A 17,894-nucleotide genomic window follows, 5' to 3' on the forward strand; every position below is an offset into this window, starting at 1 on the left:
TTTTTCAAAAAAGGGTAAGATCAAAAAAACGCGCCGGAGAAACCCCGGCGCGCCTTTGATTGAGCCTTAGATCACAGACCCAGAGCCCCTTTGACAGCGGCAACGCTGTCACCGCCATCAACCGTGGTCACGCCATCCAGCCACGCCATGAAGGCGTCAGGATTGGCTTTCAGCCAAGCGCTGGCAGCATCGGCCGGGTCTTCCCCGTCATTCAGGATCGCGCCCATGATTTCGTTCTCCATGGCTAGCGAAAACTCAAGGTTTTGCAGCAGCTTGCCGACATTTTGGCATTCTTCTACATACCCCTTGCGGGTGTTTGTCATGACCTGTGCGCCGCCCAGATTGGGACCGAAGAAGTCGTCGCCTCCGGTCAGATAACCCATGTCGAAATTGGCGTTCATCGGGTGGGGTTCCCAGCCAAGGAAAACGACCGGCTCGCCTTTTTTGTCGGCGCGGGCAACCTGTGCCAGCATCCCTTGTTCCGAGCTTTCGACAACCTCGAACCCCTCAAGGTCAAACGCATTGCCGTCGATCATCGATTGGATCAGGCGGTTGCCGTCATTGCCCGGCTCGATGCCGTAAATCTTGCCTTCCAGTGCATCCTTTTGCGCTGCGATGTCAGCAAAATCTTTGATGCCCATATCCATCGCGGCCTTGTTTACGGCAAGCGTGTATTTTGCACCGTCAAGGTTCATGCGCACGGTTTCTACTGTGCCTGCCTCGCGATAGGGCGCGATGTCGGCTTCCATCGTGGGCATCCAGTTGCCAAGGAACACATCGATATCGCCTTCGGCCATCGATGTGTAGGTGACGGGCACTGACAACACCTTGATATCAGTGTCATATCCCAGTGCGCCCAGCACAACTGTCGTGGCTGCAGTCGTGGCGGTGATGTCAGTCCAGCCGACATCCGAGAATACGACTTCGTTGCAATGACCATCTGCAAATGCAGCGTTGGTTACGGCCGTAAGCGCAATGGCTGATAAAGTTGTTCTGAGGTTCATTTGTTCGCTCCCTATGTGTTCGTGCGGTTTCTTCTGACCGAAGGTCCGGGACTCCCCGAACCGCTCATCCAACCCTAACGTAGTGGATACACGGGTGAAACCAGCTTCATTGGACACAGACGCTGCTTTTTATTGATTGACGAGTCAATTAAAAAAACGCAATCCTGCCGAGATACTGGAATTGGAGGAGATATGCCCAAGGTTGGAATGGAGCCGATCCGGCGCGGTGCGCTGGTGCAAGCCACGATCCACGAGATCGGGCGCGCAGGCAGTCTGGATGTCACCGTGACCCAAATTGCCAAGCGGGCCGGTGTGTCCAGTGCTTTGGCGCATCACTATTTCGGTGGGAAGGATCAGATCTTTCTGGCCGCGATGCGCCATATCTTGTCGGTCTATGGGGCGCAGGTGCGGGCAGCTCTGTTTGGCGCAACCGGACCTCGTGACCGTGTCGAGGCGATCATCCGGGCGAATTTCGAAGCCGGAAACTTCCGGCCCGAAGTCATTTCGGCTTGGTTGAATTTTTATGTGTTGTCGCAAAGCAATGATGGCGCGCGCCGGCTCTTGCGCGTGTATCAGCATCGTCTGCACTCCAACCTGGTTCATGCGTTGCGCCCGTTTGTTGGCGTCGATGCGCATGACGTGGCTGACACGCTGGCATCAATGATAGACGGTCTCTATATCCGCCACGCTTTGCGCGAGGAAGCGCCAAGCGGCGCTCGTGCCTGCGACCGGGTTCTAGCCTGTCTTGATGTCATATTGGAGTCCTACGAATGACCCGTCCAAACATCCTGATTATCATGGTGGACCAGTTGAACGGAACTCTGTTTCCTGACGGTCCCGCGGATTGGTTGCATGCTCCAAACTTGAAGAGACTGGCTGAACGTTCGGTCCGGTTCCAGAATGCCTATACCGCCAGCCCACTTTGTGCGCCGGGCCGAGCCAGTTTCATGTCTGGCCTGTTGCCGCGCCGTACCAACGTTTACGACAATGCAGCCGAATTCGCGTCCGACATTCCAACTTACGCGCATCACCTGCGCCGGGCAGGCTATCAAACTGCGTTGTCGGGTAAGATGCACTTCGTCGGCCCCGACCAGATGCACGGGTTTGAAGAGCGATTGACCACGGATATTTACCCTGCCGATTTTGGCTGGACACCTGACTATCGAAAGCCCGGAGAGCGGATCGACTGGTGGTATCACAATATGGGGTCCGTCACCGGGTCCGGCGTCGCCGAGATTTCGAACCAAATGGAATATGATGATGAGGTCGCTTATAACGCCTGCGCTAAACTCTATGATCTGGCGCGAGGGCATGACGACCGGCCATGGTGCCTGACGGTCAGCTTCACCCATCCGCATGATCCCTATGTGGCTCGGCGCAAATATTGGGATCTGTATGAGGATTGCGAGCATCTTTTACCCAAGGTACCCGCGATGGACTACGGTGATCACGACCCCCATGCGCAGCGGATTTTTGACGCCAACGATTGGCGCAGTTTCGACATCACAGACGAGGATATCCGTCGTTCACGTCGGGCCTATTTCGCCAACATCTCGTTTCTGGACGACAAGGTTGGCGAGATGCTGGACGTCATGGAGCGCACACGGCAGGACGCGATCATCCTGTTCGTGTCAGACCATGGCGACATGCTGGGCGAACGTGGATTGTGGTTCAAGATGAACTTCTATGAAGGGTCGGCGCGGGTGCCCCTGATGATCTCTGCGGCAGGGTTAACACCCGGGTTGGTTGTTGCGCCAGTATCTACGCTAGATGTGACTCCGACCTTGGCCGATCTGGCAGGCATCTCACTGGATGAAGTGAAGCCATGGGTGGATGGTGAAACACTTGTGCCTATGGCCAGGGGCGAGGAACGGGAAAGCCCCGTCGCGATGGAGTATGCTGCAGAAGCGTCATATGCCCCGCTTGTCTCTTTACGATATGGACCGTGGAAATATAACCGCTGCGCGCTAGATCCCGATCAGTTATTCAACATTGAAGATGATCCGCTAGAATTGAACAATCTTGCGGATGATCCGGCACATTTGGGAACGTTGAACAGCCTGCGCGCCAAGTCAGAAGCCCGTTGGGACTTGTCTGCTTATGATGCGGAAGTGCGCGAAAGCCAAGCGCGGCGCTGGGTGGTTTATGAAGCGTTGCGCAATGGCGCTTATTTCCCATGGGATTATCAGCCCCTGCAAAAAGCGTCGGAACGCTACATGCGCAACCACATGAACCTGGACACATTGGAAGAAGGTCAGCGGTTCCCCCGTGGGGAATAAGCGTCCCAATTACGGCGGAACAAACATGCAAGCAGAATACATTATTGTGGGCGCAGGTAGCGCGGGTTGTGCGATGGCCTACCGACTGGCTGAGGCTGGTAAAAAGGTTTTGATGATTGAACACGGTGGAACAGATGCGGGACCGTTCATCCAGATGCCCGCCGCGCTGAGCTATCCAATGAACATGCGCCAGTATGATTGGGGTTTTATGACCGAACCTGAACCGCATCTGGGTGGGCGTCGGTTGGTGACGCCCCGTGGCAAAGTGATCGGTGGATCCAGCTCGATAAATGGCATGGTTTATGTCCGTGGACATGCCAAGGACTTCGATCATTGGGCTGAAAGTGGTGCTGATGGATGGTCCTTTGCAGATGTTCTGCCCTATTTCAAAAGAATGGAACACTGGCATGACGGTGGCCATGGAGGGGACGCAAGCTGGCGTGGCACAGACGGGCCGCTGCATGTTACACGAGGCCCCCGTGCCAACCCGTTGTTCCACGCCTTTGTAGAAGCCGGGACGCAGGCCGGCTATCCAGTGACTGGGGACTATAACGGTCAGCAGCAGGAAGGCTTTGGCCCCATGGAGCAAACCGTCTGGCGAGGTCGACGCTGGTCGGCGGCGAATGCATATCTTCGTCCGGCACTGAAACGGGACAATTGCGAACTGATCCGGGCCTTTGCCCGCAAAGTTGTGATCAAGGATGGCCGCGCCATCGGAGTTGAGGTTGAGCGAGGCGGCAAGATCGATGTCATCCACGCAGAAGCCGAGGTGATCATCGCTGCAAGTTCGATCAACTCTCCCAAATTGTTGATGCTGTCGGGCGTCGGTTCCGCGGCGCATTTGGCCGAACACGGGATTGAAGTGGTTGCCGATCGCGCAGGCGTAGGTCAGAATCTGCAAGACCACCTTGAAGTCTATATGCAATACGCGGCGCAGAAACCAATCACGCTTTACCGCTATTGGAACTTGGTCTGGAAAGGCATTCTGGGCGCGCAATGGCTGTTCACCAAGACGGGGCTAGGCGCGTCGAACCAGTTTGAAAGTGCTGCCTTCATCCGGTCGCGTGCCGGTGTCGAATACCCCGACATCCAATATCATTTCCTGCCCATGGCCGTGCGCTATGACGGCACGGCACCCGCCGAAGGACATGGCTTTCAAGCCCATACCGGCCCCATGCGGTCACCATCACGCGGGGAAATCACACTGAAATCGGCCGACCCGAACGAAGCGCCGCGTATCTTCTTCAATTACATGTCCACCGAACAGGATTGGCAAGACTTCCGCACCTGTGTTCGTTTGACCCGCGAAATCTTTGCACAAGACGCGTTCAAAGATCACGTGAAGCATGAAATCCAGCCTGGCAATGCTCTGCAAACCGATGACGAGATAGATGGATTTATCCGAGAGCATGCCGAAAGCGCCTATCACCCATGTGGCACGTGCCGCATCGGACGGGGTGATGACCCGAACGCCGTGGTGGATCCCGAACTACGGGTCATCGGCGTGGATGGATTGCGCGTAGCGGACAGTTCAGTCTTTCCGCGCATTACCAACGGGAACTTGAATGCGCCGTCGATCATGGTGGGCGAAAAGGCATCAGACCTTATTCTGGGTCGCCGACTTCCCGCGTCAAATGATGCCCCTTGGATGCATCCCGATTGGCAAAATTCTCAACGGTAACAGCTGCTGATTTGATCCGGGTCAATGCGGTGGGTGATGAACGCGCGCAACCTAGTGACGAACCAAGAAAAAAGGAGAAGTCGCGAATGTCTCACACCCCTCACGAACTGCAAGAAGAGTTTCCGGAACTGGCAGTAAAAATGGCCGAGATGAAGCTTTCAGACGCTCATTTCGCCAAACTGGCCGATGAATATCACGAGTTGAATCGTGCCGTGCACCGCGCAGAAACCAATGTCGAACCGACCGATCAGTTTAACGAAGAGGAAATGCGCAAAAAACGTGCTGTCCTGAAGGATCAGATTTATCGAATGTTGACAGCGGTCTAGGCCGGGTTGTCGTTGCCATAGGGCCTGACCCATCAGGTCGGAGCAATGGTGTGTTAAAACCGCGCGCTGATATCAGTTCCAGTGGGCGTCGAAGAAAAGTCGAAGCGCATTAGTAGAGCGCTTCGATCCACTCTCGCATCTTTGCCAAGGCATCCTTCCGCCAAATCGTTTTGTGGCCAGCATCGGGGTGCGTGACGAAGACCTTGTTCGGGCTAGGCGAGAGTTTGAAGATTGTGCGCCCCATCGCGATCGGGATGGTGGTATCTGCACCACCATGCATCACAAACAATGGGGCTTTGGTTCTCGTGACCGACTGGCGCGACGGCCAGAGGTCGGAACGGTTTCGAAACAACGGTAGCATCGCAGGGTTTTTATAAGCCACTAGTTCTACCAGAGACGTGTAGGGTGCTTGTAGGATGATCCCAAGTGGCGGACGTTGTCGGCCCACTTTGTGGGTTGCGATCTCTAACGCAACACCTGTACCCAGGCTTTCCCCCCACAGAATGGTTGGACTGTTGCCGACGATTGCCGGAAGGTCTTTGTAGAGTTGATTGGCTAAGTTCTGAATGCGCTTCCGGCTGGGAAGACTTTTACTGCCGCCCATTCCGGGATAGGACATGGCGACGACACCATATCCCTTGTCCAAAAACCAAGGAAATTTGCCGCGTCGAATGGCGAGATTGCCACCAGATCCTGGTAGATAAAGAATTGTCGGCTTGCCGGGCTTCGGTTGCCCAACCCACAAAATCAAACCGTGAAATCGTTGTTCTTCCAAACGCTTGTCAACTTGTTTCGGGTTGGCATATGCCGGATCGAATTGATAGAACACGCGGCGCTCAAGCAACGTCTGTGCGGACTGAGCTTTTGCTGGAGTGTCGAGCAGCGCAGAAAAAGCGAAGATCGTCAGAACGGCTAGTAGCGGAAATTTATTCATCGTTTGATCTCGTAGGGAAGTGTGCCGCGTGAATATGGATCGACTTGCAGTTTGCGTTCAAGGGGCGGCACTGACCGCTGGTGGCAGAACTGGCGTTCGCAAATGCGGCAGGATACGCCTATCGGCTCAAAAGCAGCGTCATTCGTAACATTCAGATCGTCGGCATAGACCAAGGCGCCGGCGTGTTTTACTTCGCAACCCAGTCCTATTGCATAGCGACGCACAGGGGCGTCAAAGCTGCCGCCTGATTTCGATACGTTCCGTGACAAACAGAAGTATCTGACCCCATCTGGTGTTTGCGCAAGCTGACGTAGAAAACGTCCTGGTGTTTCAAAGGCTTGGTGTACGTTCCATAGCGGACAAGCTCCGCCAAAACGCGCAAACTGAAGTCGTGTGGCCGAGTGGCGTTTGGTAATGGTACCGGCCTGATCAACGCGGACAAAAAAGAAGGGAACACCCTTTGCACCGGGTCTTTGAAGCGTGGACAATCTATGGGCCACTTGTTCGATGGATGCCCCGAAACGATCTGCCAGTCGTTCAAGGTCATGGCGCGTCTCATGCGCTGCGGCAAGAAACTGCTCATAGGGCAGTCTGGCAGCCCCTGCGAAATAATTGGCAAGGCCAAGTTTGGCGATGGAGCGGGCTTCGTCGGTCTGGAAGCGCGCGAAATCCAAGGTGGCCTCTAACAGCGCATCTTGGGTAAGTAATGCAATCTGCATCAACAACTGAAACTCTTGCGTTGCCCGGGGTGGGCGCGTGGACAGGCGCAGTACCCGGCTTTCAGGGTCATAGCTGCGCATCGCATCCTGATCGACCCGTTCAAGCTTGATCCCACGGTCTGCCAATACGGTCTCGGCCATTTGGGCAGGGTCCAACCCACGAGATCTTCCGTTGGCAGCGAAATGTTCAGCCGCGCGATCCACTGCATCAATGTAATTGTCGCAATAGTGAAAGAAGTCGCGCACTTCGTCCCATGGGCTCGCGTTGGAGCCATGATCAACCGTGCCAAGGTTTTCATCGAGTGACGCCAGTCTTTCGTGACCCATTCGGTAGGCGCGGTGTAGCTCCAGTAACGCATGGGCAAGCGCAGGTGCATTAGAGGCTGCAAGTCTGAGGTCTGCCAATGGCGGTACGTCCGAAAACACTGGGTCGGCGAAGGCTTCGCGCATATCGCTGACCAGACGCTCGGCATCACCAGTCGACAATTCGGCCACGTCGAAGCCGAACTCCTGCGCCAGTGCCAAGACCACCCCGGTTGAAACCGGCCGGTTGTTGTTTTCCATCTGATTCAAATAGGGCAGACTGACACCCAGTTTTTCGGCAAAATTTTTCTGGGTCAGTTCAAGCCGTGATCGAATTTCACGAAGTTTTACGCCAGCATAGAGCTTCTGGGTGGCCATGCGCAGGGCATTCCTTTCGAAGATTTGCAGAGTTTGCTAATGCGCCCTTATACCATTTGCAAAGGCCGTGCGTCAAAGATTCAACCGCTTTTCGCGCTGCATCACCAGAACGATGGCAACGACAGCCAGGGCTGAAGATGCAAGCATCAGAAGCAGAAGCGGCATCGCGGTTGATCCGGGGACCAGCAGCCATCCTGCTAGGGCTGACAAGGCTGCGCCGCCACCGATGTTTAATGCGCCACCGAGTCCCGAGGCGCTGCCCGCAAGCTCTGGTCGCACGCTCATCATCCCTGATGTCGCGTTGGGAAGGGTCATACCATTGCCGACACCAACCCATGTCATGAAGCCGAAAAAGACATACTCGGACCCAAATCCAAGCAGGAAAAGTGCAAGCGAGATTGTCAGGCCGGCAGCCGTAATGATGGCCCCCCAAAACACCATGCTGGTCAATCCGATCCGCATGGAATAGCGCCCTGAGATATAGTTTCCCACCAGATATCCCGCAGCAGGTGTACCAAAGAACAACCCTAGACGCGCTGGGCTCATGCCGTAAATCTCGCTGCCGACAAAAGGTGCGCCACCGAGGTAGGCAAAGAATGCGCCCGAGGTCAGTGCCGCCGAGGCGCAATAGCCCCAGAAACGTGGTGATGTTAGCAAGGATGGGTAGGCGCGGAACTGGGCGCTAAACCCGCCCGGTTGTGGCGTGATCGTTTCGCCCAGATCGCGCCAAGTCAAAAGGATCGCAGCCACACCCGCGCCTGCCTGCAGCCAGAAGTTGGCCTTCCAGCCAAAGGTTTGATCCAGAACGCCGCCGATAGATGGACCGATCATCGGGATGATGGACATGCCCATGGTCACATATCCGATCATCGATGCCGCTTGGTCGCCGGGCACCATGTCGCGGATCGCGGCGCGGGACAGAACAACTCCGACAACGACAGCAGCCTGAAGCATCCGAAAGCCCAGAAAGATTTGAACTGTGGGCGCAGAAATGCAGCCAAGAGTCGCAAAGATATAGATGGCAAACCCCGCCATGATCACCGGGCGACGACCAAACCGGTCTGACAAGGGGCCGACGGCTATCTGCATCAACGCGTTGACGCAAAGATACAAGGCGACCGACAGCTGCACGATACGATAGTCGGTGTCGAAATAGCGCGCCATGCCGGGTAGGGACGGCAGAAAGACATTCATCGACAAGGTCGCCGCTGCGGCCACGAATGTCAGCGTAAAGACATGCGGTGGTGTGGATGAATCCAAAAAACGGGATGCGGGTTTTGACGACATGTGTCATGGCTAGGCTTGGGCAGCCAGACTGTCCATCCCGAGGTGACAGGATTTGCAGTTATTCAATTTGCAATATTTACATTGCAATAAGTTTGCAAATTCGCCCAATTTCTCTTTCAGGATGGGTGGTTAAGCGTTACTTTGCCTCGAAATCAAGGAGTGCCGCCAGATGAAAGATATCCTTCAGGAGCTTGAAGATCGCCGCGAGATTGCCCGCCTTGGGGGCGGACAAAGGCGCATCGACAGTCAACACCAAAAAGGCAAGCTGACCGCGCGTGAGCGGGTCGAGCTTCTGCTGGACGAAGATTCGTTTGAAGAGTTCGACATGTTCAAGGCGCATCGCTGCAGCGAATTTGGCATGGAGGCTGACAGGCCGGCAGGCGACGGTGTCATCACCGGTTGGGGCACGATCAACGGGCGACTGGTTTATGTCTTCAGTCAGGATTTTACGGTCTTTGGTGGATCACTGTCGGAAACCCATGCGGAAAAAATCTGCAAGATCATGGACATGGCGATGCAGAACGGCGCGCCAGTGATTGGTATCAACGATTCAGGTGGTGCGCGCATTCAAGAGGGCGTGGCGTCGTTGGCGGGCTATGCCGAGGTGTTTCAACGCAACATCATGGCGTCGGGTGTCGTGCCGCAGATCTCAGTGATCATGGGGCCATGTGCGGGCGGCGCTGTGTATTCACCGGCGATGACCGATTTCATCTTCATGGTCAAAGACAGCTCATATATGTTCGTGACCGGACCCGATGTTGTGAAAACTGTAACCAATGAAGTGGTGACTGCGGAAGAGCTTGGCGGTGCATCGACTCACACCAAGAAGTCGTCGGTCGCAGACGGCGCATTTGAGAACGACGTCGAAGCGTTGTCCGAAATTCGTCGTCTTGTCGATTTCCTGCCACTGAACAATCGCGACAAAGCCCCCACGCGACCTTTCTTTGACGATCCTTCGCGGTTCGATGAAAGTCTTGATACATTGGTGCCAGACAACGCCAACGCGCCTTATGACATGAAAGAGCTGATCGCCAAGCTGGCCGATGAAGGTGATTTCTATGAGATTCAGGAAAATTTTGCCAAGAACATCATCACCGGGTTCGTGCGACTGGAAGGTCAAACCGTCGGCGTGGTTGCCAACCAGCCAATGGTGTTGGCAGGATGTCTGGATATTGACAGCTCGCGCAAAGCGGCCCGTTTCGTGCGGTTCTGTGATGCGTTCGAAATTCCGATTCTGACCTTGGTCGATGTGCCGGGCTTCCTGCCGGGCACCAGCCAAGAGTATGGCGGTGTGATCAAGCATGGTGCGAAACTTCTGTTTGCCTATGGTGAAGCGACGGTGCCGAAGGTCACACTGATCACCCGTAAAGCCTATGGCGGTGCGTATGACGTGATGGCGTCCAAACATCTACGCGGCGACTTCAACTATGCCTGGCCTACGGCTGAGATCGCGGTGATGGGGGCCAAAGGTGCGACAGAAATTCTGTATCGTTCCGAACTGAGTGACCCCGAGAAGATCGCGCAGCGCACGCTGGATTACGAAGAACGGTTCGCCAATCCCTTCGTTGCCGCCGAACGTGGCTTCATCGACGAGGTGATACAGCCGCGGTCTTCGCGGATGCGGATCTGTCGTGCATTTGCGTCTTTGCGTAACAAAAAGCTTCAGAACCCTTGGAAAAAACACGACAATATCCCGCTTTGAGAATGACATGCGAAGGAAAGCATAACGGCCCACTGGGCTTGGTTGGGGTGGCGGTATGTGCCGCTGCTCTATCCCTGACCGCGCCTGTCGCGGCAGGGTCCACTGATGCTTTTTTTGAAACAGGCACAAAGATCAATGTGCCATCCGGGCAAGAGATTATGTTTCTTGATGTGATCGAAGGTGAAGACAGCGCCGTTGGCACCGCGATCCGGGTTCGGTTCCTAGCTCCGCGCATTGCCCGTGATAGCGGGGATGTAGAGTTTATGCAGGCAGAAGAAGATATGGCAACGCTGTGCCAAGACTATGTTCTGCCGCAAATGGTGAACACGGGCATTGCGATGCCCGCCCAAATCATCATTGTTCTGTCCGATCGCGTCGTTGAACACGGCATGACGGATCCGGACGCGACACAGTTCTTTGAGGCCTATCGCCCCGAAAGCGGCATGTGTGTTTGGGAGGGGTTCTGATGGCTTTGCCGTATATGACGAAGCATAAGGGTTTTCCGGGGCGGCTTCCGGGTTCGGACTATCAGTTTACAATACGCCGGCCGAATAAATCTGGCGCAACACCTCTGATCGCTCGGGAACGCTTTGCTGACCGCCGACCAGCTGACCGCCGGGCTGATGTGGGCTTCATGGGCGCACTTTGGAATTATTTTGGTGATCAGCCGTTTGAACGTGGGAATTTGGATGCTGGACGCCTGTCTTGGTTGTTTGGGCGCGAGGTAATTGCGGCCGAAGATCCGTTCGACCCTGAAAGCTACGAAGCTCTTCTGGTGATCGACGTGAACCGTGCAACCGCCGCATTTCCGGATGTTTTTGAGGATTGATCGGCATGAACCCGCCCGCCCATACATCGAACCGGCAGAATCCAGCCCAAATGGTGGATGTGGTCGCAACACATTCTTGTAACGCGGGAAAAGCGTGCCAATCTAAATCTCAAGCGGAAAGCATATCCCCGTTTTCCGCTATGGTTTGTCGAAACCATTACCCTTCCCCTTCTTCAGCCCGGTTCACTGCATTAGCAACTGAACCGGGCCTCTTTTTTGCCGATTGCACCAGTTCTGCCGGGCAGGCGACAAAATTGTGCTTTGGAAATCCTGCAAATCAAGGCAAACTGGGTGTAATAAACAATACAACCAGAGGCAGTCAAAAATGCAGATCAGCAAACTTCTCGTGGGGGCCGCAGCCCTTGTCGTGCTGGCAGGATGCCAGTGGAACGATCTTCAACGCGCCGGTGTTGGCGCGGCCACAGGCGCGGTGGTTGCGAAAGCGGCCAGCGGTAACCTTCTTACAGGCGCGGTTATCGGCGCGGGCGCGGGTGCGCTTTGCGACGATGTCGGTATGCGCATCTGTAACTGATACACCTGCCGTCTCGCACGGCACTTCAAACGATTTACAGCCCGCCGGGACCGATCCCGGTGGGCTTTTCTATGCCAATTCGCGCGAGGGATCAGCCCGTCGCGCCCATACATGAACGGAAGGGACAGGACATGTTCAAGAAGATCCTGATTGCAAACCGGGGTGAAATCGCCTGCCGCGTGATCAAGACCGCCCGAAAGATGGGTATCCAGACGGTTGCCATCTATTCGGACGCTGACAAGAATGCGCTTCATGTAAAGATGGCGGACGAGGCGGTGCATATCGGCCCGCCGCCCGCTAACCAGTCCTACATCGTCATCGACAAGGTTATGAAGGCAATCAAGGATAGCGGTGCAGAAGCCGTGCATCCGGGATATGGTTTCCTTTCTGAGAACTCAAAATTTGCCGAGGCATTGGCTGAAGCAGGTGTCGCTTTTGTTGGACCGCCGGTTGGTGCGATTGAGGCAATGGGCGACAAGATCACGTCCAAGAAAATCGCGCAGGAAGCGGATGTTTCGACGGTGCCCGGTTACATGGGGCTTATCGAAGACGCAGACGAGGCCGTGAAAATATCGAACGAAATCGGCTATCCAGTGATGATCAAAGCCTCTGCGGGCGGCGGCGGCAAAGGCATGCGGATCGCGTGGAATGATGCCGAGGCTCGCGAAGGCTTCCAGTCGTCAAAGAACGAAGCTGCCAGTTCGTTTGGGGATGATCGAATCTTCATCGAAAAATTCGTAACCCAACCGCGACACATCGAAATCCAAGTTCTTTGCGACAGTCATGGAAATGGTGTGTATCTGGGCGAACGCGAATGCTCGATTCAGCGCCGCAATCAGAAGGTTGTTGAAGAAGCGCCAAGTCCGTTCCTTGATGAAAAGACCCGTAAGGCAATGGGCGAGCAAGCGGTCGCACTGGCACAAGCCGTGGATTATGCGTCTGCCGGGACGGTCGAGTTCATCGTCGATGGAGACAAGAATTTCTATTTCCTTGAGATGAACACCCGTTTGCAGGTGGAACATCCAGTGACCGAACTCATCACTGGGGTCGACTTGGTCGAACAGATGATCCGGGTTGCAGCTGGTGAGAAGCTGTCGATCAGCCAAAAGGATGTGAAGCTGAAAGGCTGGGCGATTGAAAACCGTCTTTATGCTGAGGATCCCTATCGGGGTTTCCTGCCATCCATAGGCCGTTTGACGCGCTATCGTCCGCCTGCTGAAACCGCAGCAGGTCCCTTGCTAGACAACGGCAAGTGGCAAGGTGATGCGCCGTCTGGTGACATCGCGGTGCGCAATGATACTGGCGTATACGAGGGTGGCGAGATCTCGATGTATTACGACCCGATGATCGCCAAGCTTTGCACTTGGGGCCCTACTCGGGACGAGGCGATCGAAGCTATGCGGGTTGCGCTGGACAGTTTTGAAGTCGAAGGTATTGGACACAACCTGCCGTTTTTGTCGGCTGTTATGGATCACCCGATTTTCATTAAGGGCGATATGACGACTGCCTTTATCGAGGAGCAATATCCCGAAGGGTTTGAGGGTGTCGAACTGGGGCAAGACGTGCTTAAGCGCATCGCCGCTTCTGCTGCCGCAATGCACCGGGTTGCCGAGATACGACGCACACGCATTACGGGCCGCATGGACAATCACGAGCGCAAAGTGGGCAAGCACTGGGTCGTGACACTCCAAGGAGTCGAATTTGCGGTCAAGATCAAGGCGGACAAGAAAGGGTCGACGGTCAAGTTCGACGATGGTTCAAAACTGCGCGTTAAATCTGATTGGACACCGGGTGATAGTCTAGCCCTTCTGAGTGTTGGTGGTGAGCCGCTTGTTCTGAAGGTGGACAAGATCACTGCGGGCTTCCGCATGCGGTCGCGTGGGGCTGATCTGAAGGTTCATGTGCGTACCCCTCGTCAGGCTGAACTGGCCCGTTTGATGCCTGAGAAGCTACCGCCTGATACCTCAAAAATGCTGTTGTGCCCGATGCCGGGTTTGATGGTCAAAGTTGATGTCGATGCTGGTCAGGAAGTGCAGGAAGGGCAGGCACTTTGCACCATCGAAGCCATGAAAATGGAGAACATCCTGCGCGCCGAGAAGAAAGGCATCGTGACCAAGATCAACGTGGCCGCGGGCGACAGCCTGGCGGTTGACGAAGTGATCATGGAGTTCGAATAGAAATGAGCATGACCGCCACGATGACACGCGAACGACGCCATGAACCCGCTGTGGCGGTCGGTGTCAGCGTGGCGGTCTTCTTGTTGGTGCAGGCAATGGCCTACGCCCTGGTGGGTGCATTCGAATTCCCGCTGGACGATGTCTATATCCATTTGGCCGTGGCAGAGCAGATCGCAGCGGGCGGCTATGGCGTAAACCCCGGTGAATACACCTCGGCGGCGTCGTCTCCGATTTACCCGTTGTTGCTGGTTCCTTTCGTGGGGTCAGATGTGCACGCTTATGTTCCTGTGTTTTGGAATGTGATTGCGTTGGTCGCATGCGCGGTTCTCTGGGGGCGCATCGTTCGGAATGCCGTTCTAGATCGACGCCTTGCGCTTGCAATGGCCATCCTTGGACCCTTGGCGTTCAACCTTGCAGGCATTGCGCAAGTGGGTATGGAACATACCCTGCACGTTCTAGCTGGTTTGGCAGTGCTGCGGGGATTGCAGCAAAACTTCGAAGATGGTCGTCTGCATTGGCTGTTGGCTGCAGGTATGATTTTGGGCCCACTGATCCGGTTTGAAGGACTGGCAGTTACAGGCGGTGCAGCGCTGGCGCTGGCAATGACCGGGCGGTGGAAAACTGGCCTGTCGCTGTTTGCGGTCGCGCTGGCGTTGGTTGCAGGGTTCATGGCGTTCTTGATGTCGCTTGGACTGGAGCCCTTACCAAACTCGGTGATGGCAAAGCTGGCTGGGGGCGGGCAGGACAGTCGCTTCAGCTTGTTTGACCTGCCGGTGAAGATTGCGACCCAGTTGCTCTTGTCCGACAAGGCCATCGTGATGTTGTTTGCCGTGGTGATCGCGGCTGTGGCTCTCCCACGTGTGGACGGCAAGGCACGCGCATTGTTGGCCGGGGCGGTGTTTGCGGGAACCGGGCATTTGTTGCTGGGCCAGTTTGGCTGGTTCAATCGGTACGAGCTGTATGCACTTAGCTTTGTCTTCGGCATGGTTCTGCTGGGATTGTTCCGGGCCGAGAACATGAAATCGGCGCGTATGCTTTTGCTGGTCGGTTTCGCCTATCTGGCGGTCTCCTACGGGACGTGGCTGGTGCAAAACGGCAAATATGGCGCGCTGGGTATCTATTCACAGCAGCGCAACATGAGCACTTTCGTAAAAGAGGTTTATCAGAAGCCTGTCGCAGTGAACGATCTGGGGTACGTGGCGTGGAACAATCCGAACTATGTTCTGGATCTATGGGGGTTGGCTTCGTATCGCGCTTTGTCGACCCGATTGGACAATCCACAAGACGGCTGGGCCGATGAAATCGTAAAAGATGCCGGGGTCGAGCTTGCCATCATCTATGACCGCTGGATCGACAACGGAATCGGAGACGATTGGGTCAAGGTGGGATCCCTGATCTATACCGGCGGCCGCGCTTTTCTTGGGGGGCAGATTGTCAGCTTCTATGCCACCACCCCAAGCGCCGCCTCAGAGCTTCGGAAACAGATTGCAGACTTCGCCCCACGCGTTGTCGGCGCCGCAGAATTGCGGGTCGAGGGCGCGCCATGACGGGCAGTTCAATGGAACAAGGTCCGCGGAAGCAGGCCGATAAGACATGACGAAAAGGATGACGTGATGAGCGATACAGCCAAGTGGAAAGAACTGGCCGAGAAAGAACTTCGCGGTCGCGCGTTGGATGACCTGACGTGGAACACGTTGGAGGGCATCGAGGTCAAGCCGCTATACACAGCTGAAGATACTCAGGATCTGGACCATATGGGCAACTTGCCCGGTTTCGGCCCATTTACGCGCGGCGTAAAGGCCACGATGTATGCAGGGCGGCCATGGACGATCCGGCAATATGCAGGCTTTTCTACCGCTGAGGAGTCAAATGCCTTCTATCGCCGCAACCTTGCCGCCGGTCAGCAGGGCGTATCCGTCGCTTTTGATCTGGCAACGCACCGCGGTTATGACAGCGACCACCCGCGTGTTGTTGGCGACGTCGGCAAGGCCGGTGTTGCGATCGATTCCGTCGAGGACATGAAGATCCTGTTTGATGGCATCCCGCTGGACACGGTCTCGGTCTCGATGACGATGAACGGGGCGGTGATCCCGATCCTTGCGAATTTCATCGTGGCGGGTGAAGAGCAGGGGCACGACAAGGCGCTGCTGTCTGGCACTATTCAGAACGATATTCTCAAAGAGTTCATGGTGCGCAACACCTATATCTACCCTCCTGAACCCTCTATGCGCATCATTTCGGACATCATCGAATACACGTCCAACGAAATGCCGAAATTCAACTCGATCTCGATATCCGGCTATCACATGCAGGAAGCGGGCGCGAACTTGGTGCAGGAACTCGCCTATACGCTGGCCGATGGTCGCGAATATGTGCGCGCGGCGATCGAGGCTGGCATGGACGTGGACAAGTTCGCGGGTCGCCTGTCCTTCTTCTTCGCCATCGGTATGAATTTCTTCATGGAAGCCGCCAAACTGCGTGCTGCCCGCACTCTGTGGCATCGCGTGATGACTGATTTTGATGCGAAATCCGAACGCTCGAAAATGCTGCGCACGCACTGCCAGACCTCGGGCGTCAGCTTGCAGGAACAAGACCCCTATAACAACGTGATCCGCACGGCATATGAGGCGATGTCGGCGGCGCTGGGCGGCACGCAGTCGCTCCACACCAACGCGCTGGACGAGGCCATCGCACTGCCAACAGATTTCTCAGCCCGGATCGCGCGCAACACGCAGATCATCTTGCAGGAAGAAACCGGTATCACCAACGTGGTCGATCCTCTGGCCGGGTCTTATTACGTCGAGGCGCTGACCGATGAGTTGATCAACAAAGCCTGGGCCTTGATGGAAGAGGTTGAAGAGATGGGCGGCATGACCAAGGCGGTGGCGTCAGGCATGCCCAAGCTGCGGATCGAAGAAAGTGCTGCCAAGCGTCAGGCAATGATCGACCGAGGCGAGGAAACCATCGTCGGTGTGAACAAGCACAGATTGGAAAAAGAAGACCCGATCGAGATTCTGGATGTGGACAACGTGGCCGTGCGCGAAAGCCAGGTCGCCCGTCTTGAAAAAATCCGCGCGACGCGGGACGGCGCCGCATGTGAGGCTGCCTTGGCCGAACTGACGCGCCGCGCCAAGGAAGGCGGCAATCTGCTTGAGGCTGCTGTGGAAGCTGCGCGCGCGCGCGCAACAGTCGGAGAAATCTCTATGGCTATGGAAAAAGAATTCGGCCGCCACCGCGCCGAGGTGAAAACGCTCGCTGGTGTCTATGGTGCGGCATACGAAGGCGACGAGGGCTTTGCCGCGATCCAGAAATCGGTGGAGGAATTCGCCGAGGCAGAAGGCCGCCGCCCGCGTATGCTGGTGGTCAAAATGGGGCAGGACGGGCACGACCGAGGCGCTAAGGTGATCGCAACCGCTTTTGCTGATATCGGCTTTGACGTCGACGTTGGCCCGCTGTTCCAAACCCCAGACGAAGCCGCGCAGGACGCCATCGACAACGATGTGCACATTGTTGGCATCAGCTCGCAAGCTGCGGCTCACAAGACCTTGGCACCGCAATTGGTGAACGCGCTGAAAGAACATGGGGCCGAAGATATCATCGTAATCTGTGGCGGGGTCATCCCGCAGCAGGACTATGACTTCCTTTATGAAAACGGTGTGAAGGCGATCTTTGGCCCGGGGACGAACATTCCAAATGCCGCGCAGGACATCCTGAAACTGGTGCGCCAGTCCCGCGCCTGATCG

Annotated in this window: 15 protein-coding genes; 11 read left to right on the forward strand and 4 right to left on the reverse strand. The window is 55.8% G+C overall.

Features of this window, described 5'->3' with window-relative positions:
• Positions 1–71 precede the first annotated feature (71 nt).
• Positions 72–1,004, reverse strand: coding sequence for a choline ABC transporter substrate-binding protein (locus MWU51_RS01590; protein WP_247033705.1), 933 nt, complete (start codon positions 1,002–1,004; stop codon positions 72–74).
• A gap of 192 nt (positions 1,005–1,196) precedes the next feature.
• On the opposite strand from MWU51_RS01590, the gene betI reads away from it, so the two are divergent.
• The 4 genes from betI (at position 1,197) to MWU51_RS01610 (ending at position 5,290) form a co-directional block, all read left to right on the forward strand.
• Positions 1,197–1,778 (forward strand): transcriptional regulator BetI, encoded by a 582-nt coding sequence (betI, locus tag MWU51_RS01595; RefSeq protein WP_247033707.1) that lies wholly within the window; start codon positions 1,197–1,199, stop codon positions 1,776–1,778.
• A complete protein-coding gene (gene betC, locus MWU51_RS01600) occupies positions 1,775–3,283 on the forward strand; it encodes a choline-sulfatase (RefSeq protein WP_247033709.1) in 1,509 nt (502 codons plus the stop codon). Before betI ends, betC begins: the two co-directional genes overlap by 4 nt.
• A gap of 25 nt (positions 3,284–3,308) precedes the next feature.
• Positions 3,309–4,964 (forward strand): choline dehydrogenase, encoded by a 1,656-nt coding sequence (gene betA, locus MWU51_RS01605; protein ID WP_247033718.1) that lies wholly within the window; start codon positions 3,309–3,311, stop codon positions 4,962–4,964.
• Between the two features lie 86 nt (positions 4,965–5,050).
• Positions 5,051–5,290, forward strand: coding sequence for a YdcH family protein (locus tag MWU51_RS01610; RefSeq protein ID WP_247033720.1), 240 nt, complete (start codon positions 5,051–5,053; stop codon positions 5,288–5,290).
• A gap of 109 nt (positions 5,291–5,399) precedes the next feature.
• On the opposite strand, the gene MWU51_RS01615 is transcribed toward MWU51_RS01610, so the two are convergent.
• The 3 genes from MWU51_RS01615 to MWU51_RS01625 all read right to left on the reverse strand — a co-directional run bounded on the left by MWU51_RS01615 (position 5,400) and on the right by MWU51_RS01625 (position 8,911).
• Positions 5,400–6,224: an alpha/beta hydrolase gene (locus tag MWU51_RS01615; RefSeq protein WP_247033722.1), complete on the reverse strand. Its 825-nt coding sequence runs from the start codon at positions 6,222–6,224 to the stop codon at positions 5,400–5,402.
• Entirely contained in the window at positions 6,221–7,624 is a 1,404-nt protein-coding gene (locus MWU51_RS01620) for a helix-turn-helix transcriptional regulator (protein WP_247033730.1), read from the reverse strand. The genes MWU51_RS01615 and MWU51_RS01620 overlap by 4 nt, the downstream gene beginning before the upstream one ends.
• 72 nt (positions 7,625–7,696) lie before the next feature.
• Positions 7,697–8,911, reverse strand: a complete 1,215-nt coding sequence (locus tag MWU51_RS01625) for a multidrug effflux MFS transporter (RefSeq protein WP_247033732.1) — start codon at positions 8,909–8,911, stop codon at positions 7,697–7,699.
• 169 nt (positions 8,912–9,080) lie between these two features.
• On the opposite strand from MWU51_RS01625, the gene MWU51_RS01630 reads away from it, so the two are divergent.
• The 7 genes from MWU51_RS01630 (at position 9,081) to scpA (ending at position 17,891) form a co-directional block, all read left to right on the forward strand.
• Positions 9,081–10,613, forward strand: coding sequence for an acyl-CoA carboxylase subunit beta (locus MWU51_RS01630; protein ID WP_247033735.1), 1,533 nt, complete (start codon positions 9,081–9,083; stop codon positions 10,611–10,613).
• A 2-nt stretch (positions 10,614–10,615) separates the two neighbouring features.
• On the forward strand, positions 10,616–11,080 hold the full coding sequence (locus MWU51_RS01635) for a DUF6497 family protein (RefSeq protein WP_247033736.1): 465 nt from the start codon (positions 10,616–10,618) through the stop codon (positions 11,078–11,080).
• Between the two features lie 14 nt (positions 11,081–11,094).
• Complete coding sequence (locus MWU51_RS01640; protein WP_247038645.1) at positions 11,095–11,442, forward strand: hypothetical protein; 348 nt, start codon at positions 11,095–11,097, stop codon at positions 11,440–11,442.
• Between the two features lie 325 nt (positions 11,443–11,767).
• Positions 11,768–11,974 carry a hypothetical protein gene (locus tag MWU51_RS01645; protein ID WP_247033738.1) on the forward strand — a complete coding sequence of 69 codons (207 nt, stop codon included), beginning with the start codon at positions 11,768–11,770 and terminating at the stop codon, positions 11,972–11,974.
• Between the two features lie 131 nt (positions 11,975–12,105).
• On the forward strand, positions 12,106–14,151 hold the full coding sequence (locus MWU51_RS01650; protein WP_247033740.1) for an acetyl/propionyl/methylcrotonyl-CoA carboxylase subunit alpha: 2,046 nt from the start codon (positions 12,106–12,108) through the stop codon (positions 14,149–14,151).
• An 8-nt stretch (positions 14,152–14,159) separates the two neighbouring features.
• Positions 14,160–15,698, forward strand: coding sequence for a hypothetical protein (locus tag MWU51_RS01655; RefSeq protein WP_247033742.1), 1,539 nt, complete (start codon positions 14,160–14,162; stop codon positions 15,696–15,698).
• 66 nt (positions 15,699–15,764) lie between these two features.
• Positions 15,765–17,891, forward strand: coding sequence for a methylmalonyl-CoA mutase (scpA, locus tag MWU51_RS01660; protein ID WP_247033751.1), 2,127 nt, complete (start codon positions 15,765–15,767; stop codon positions 17,889–17,891).
• Positions 17,892–17,894 lie beyond the last annotated feature (3 nt).

It is taken from the genome of Aliiroseovarius sp. F47248L (assembly GCF_023016085.1).
In the GTDB taxonomy this organism is placed as follows: Bacteria; Pseudomonadota; Alphaproteobacteria; order Rhodobacterales; family Rhodobacteraceae; genus Aliiroseovarius.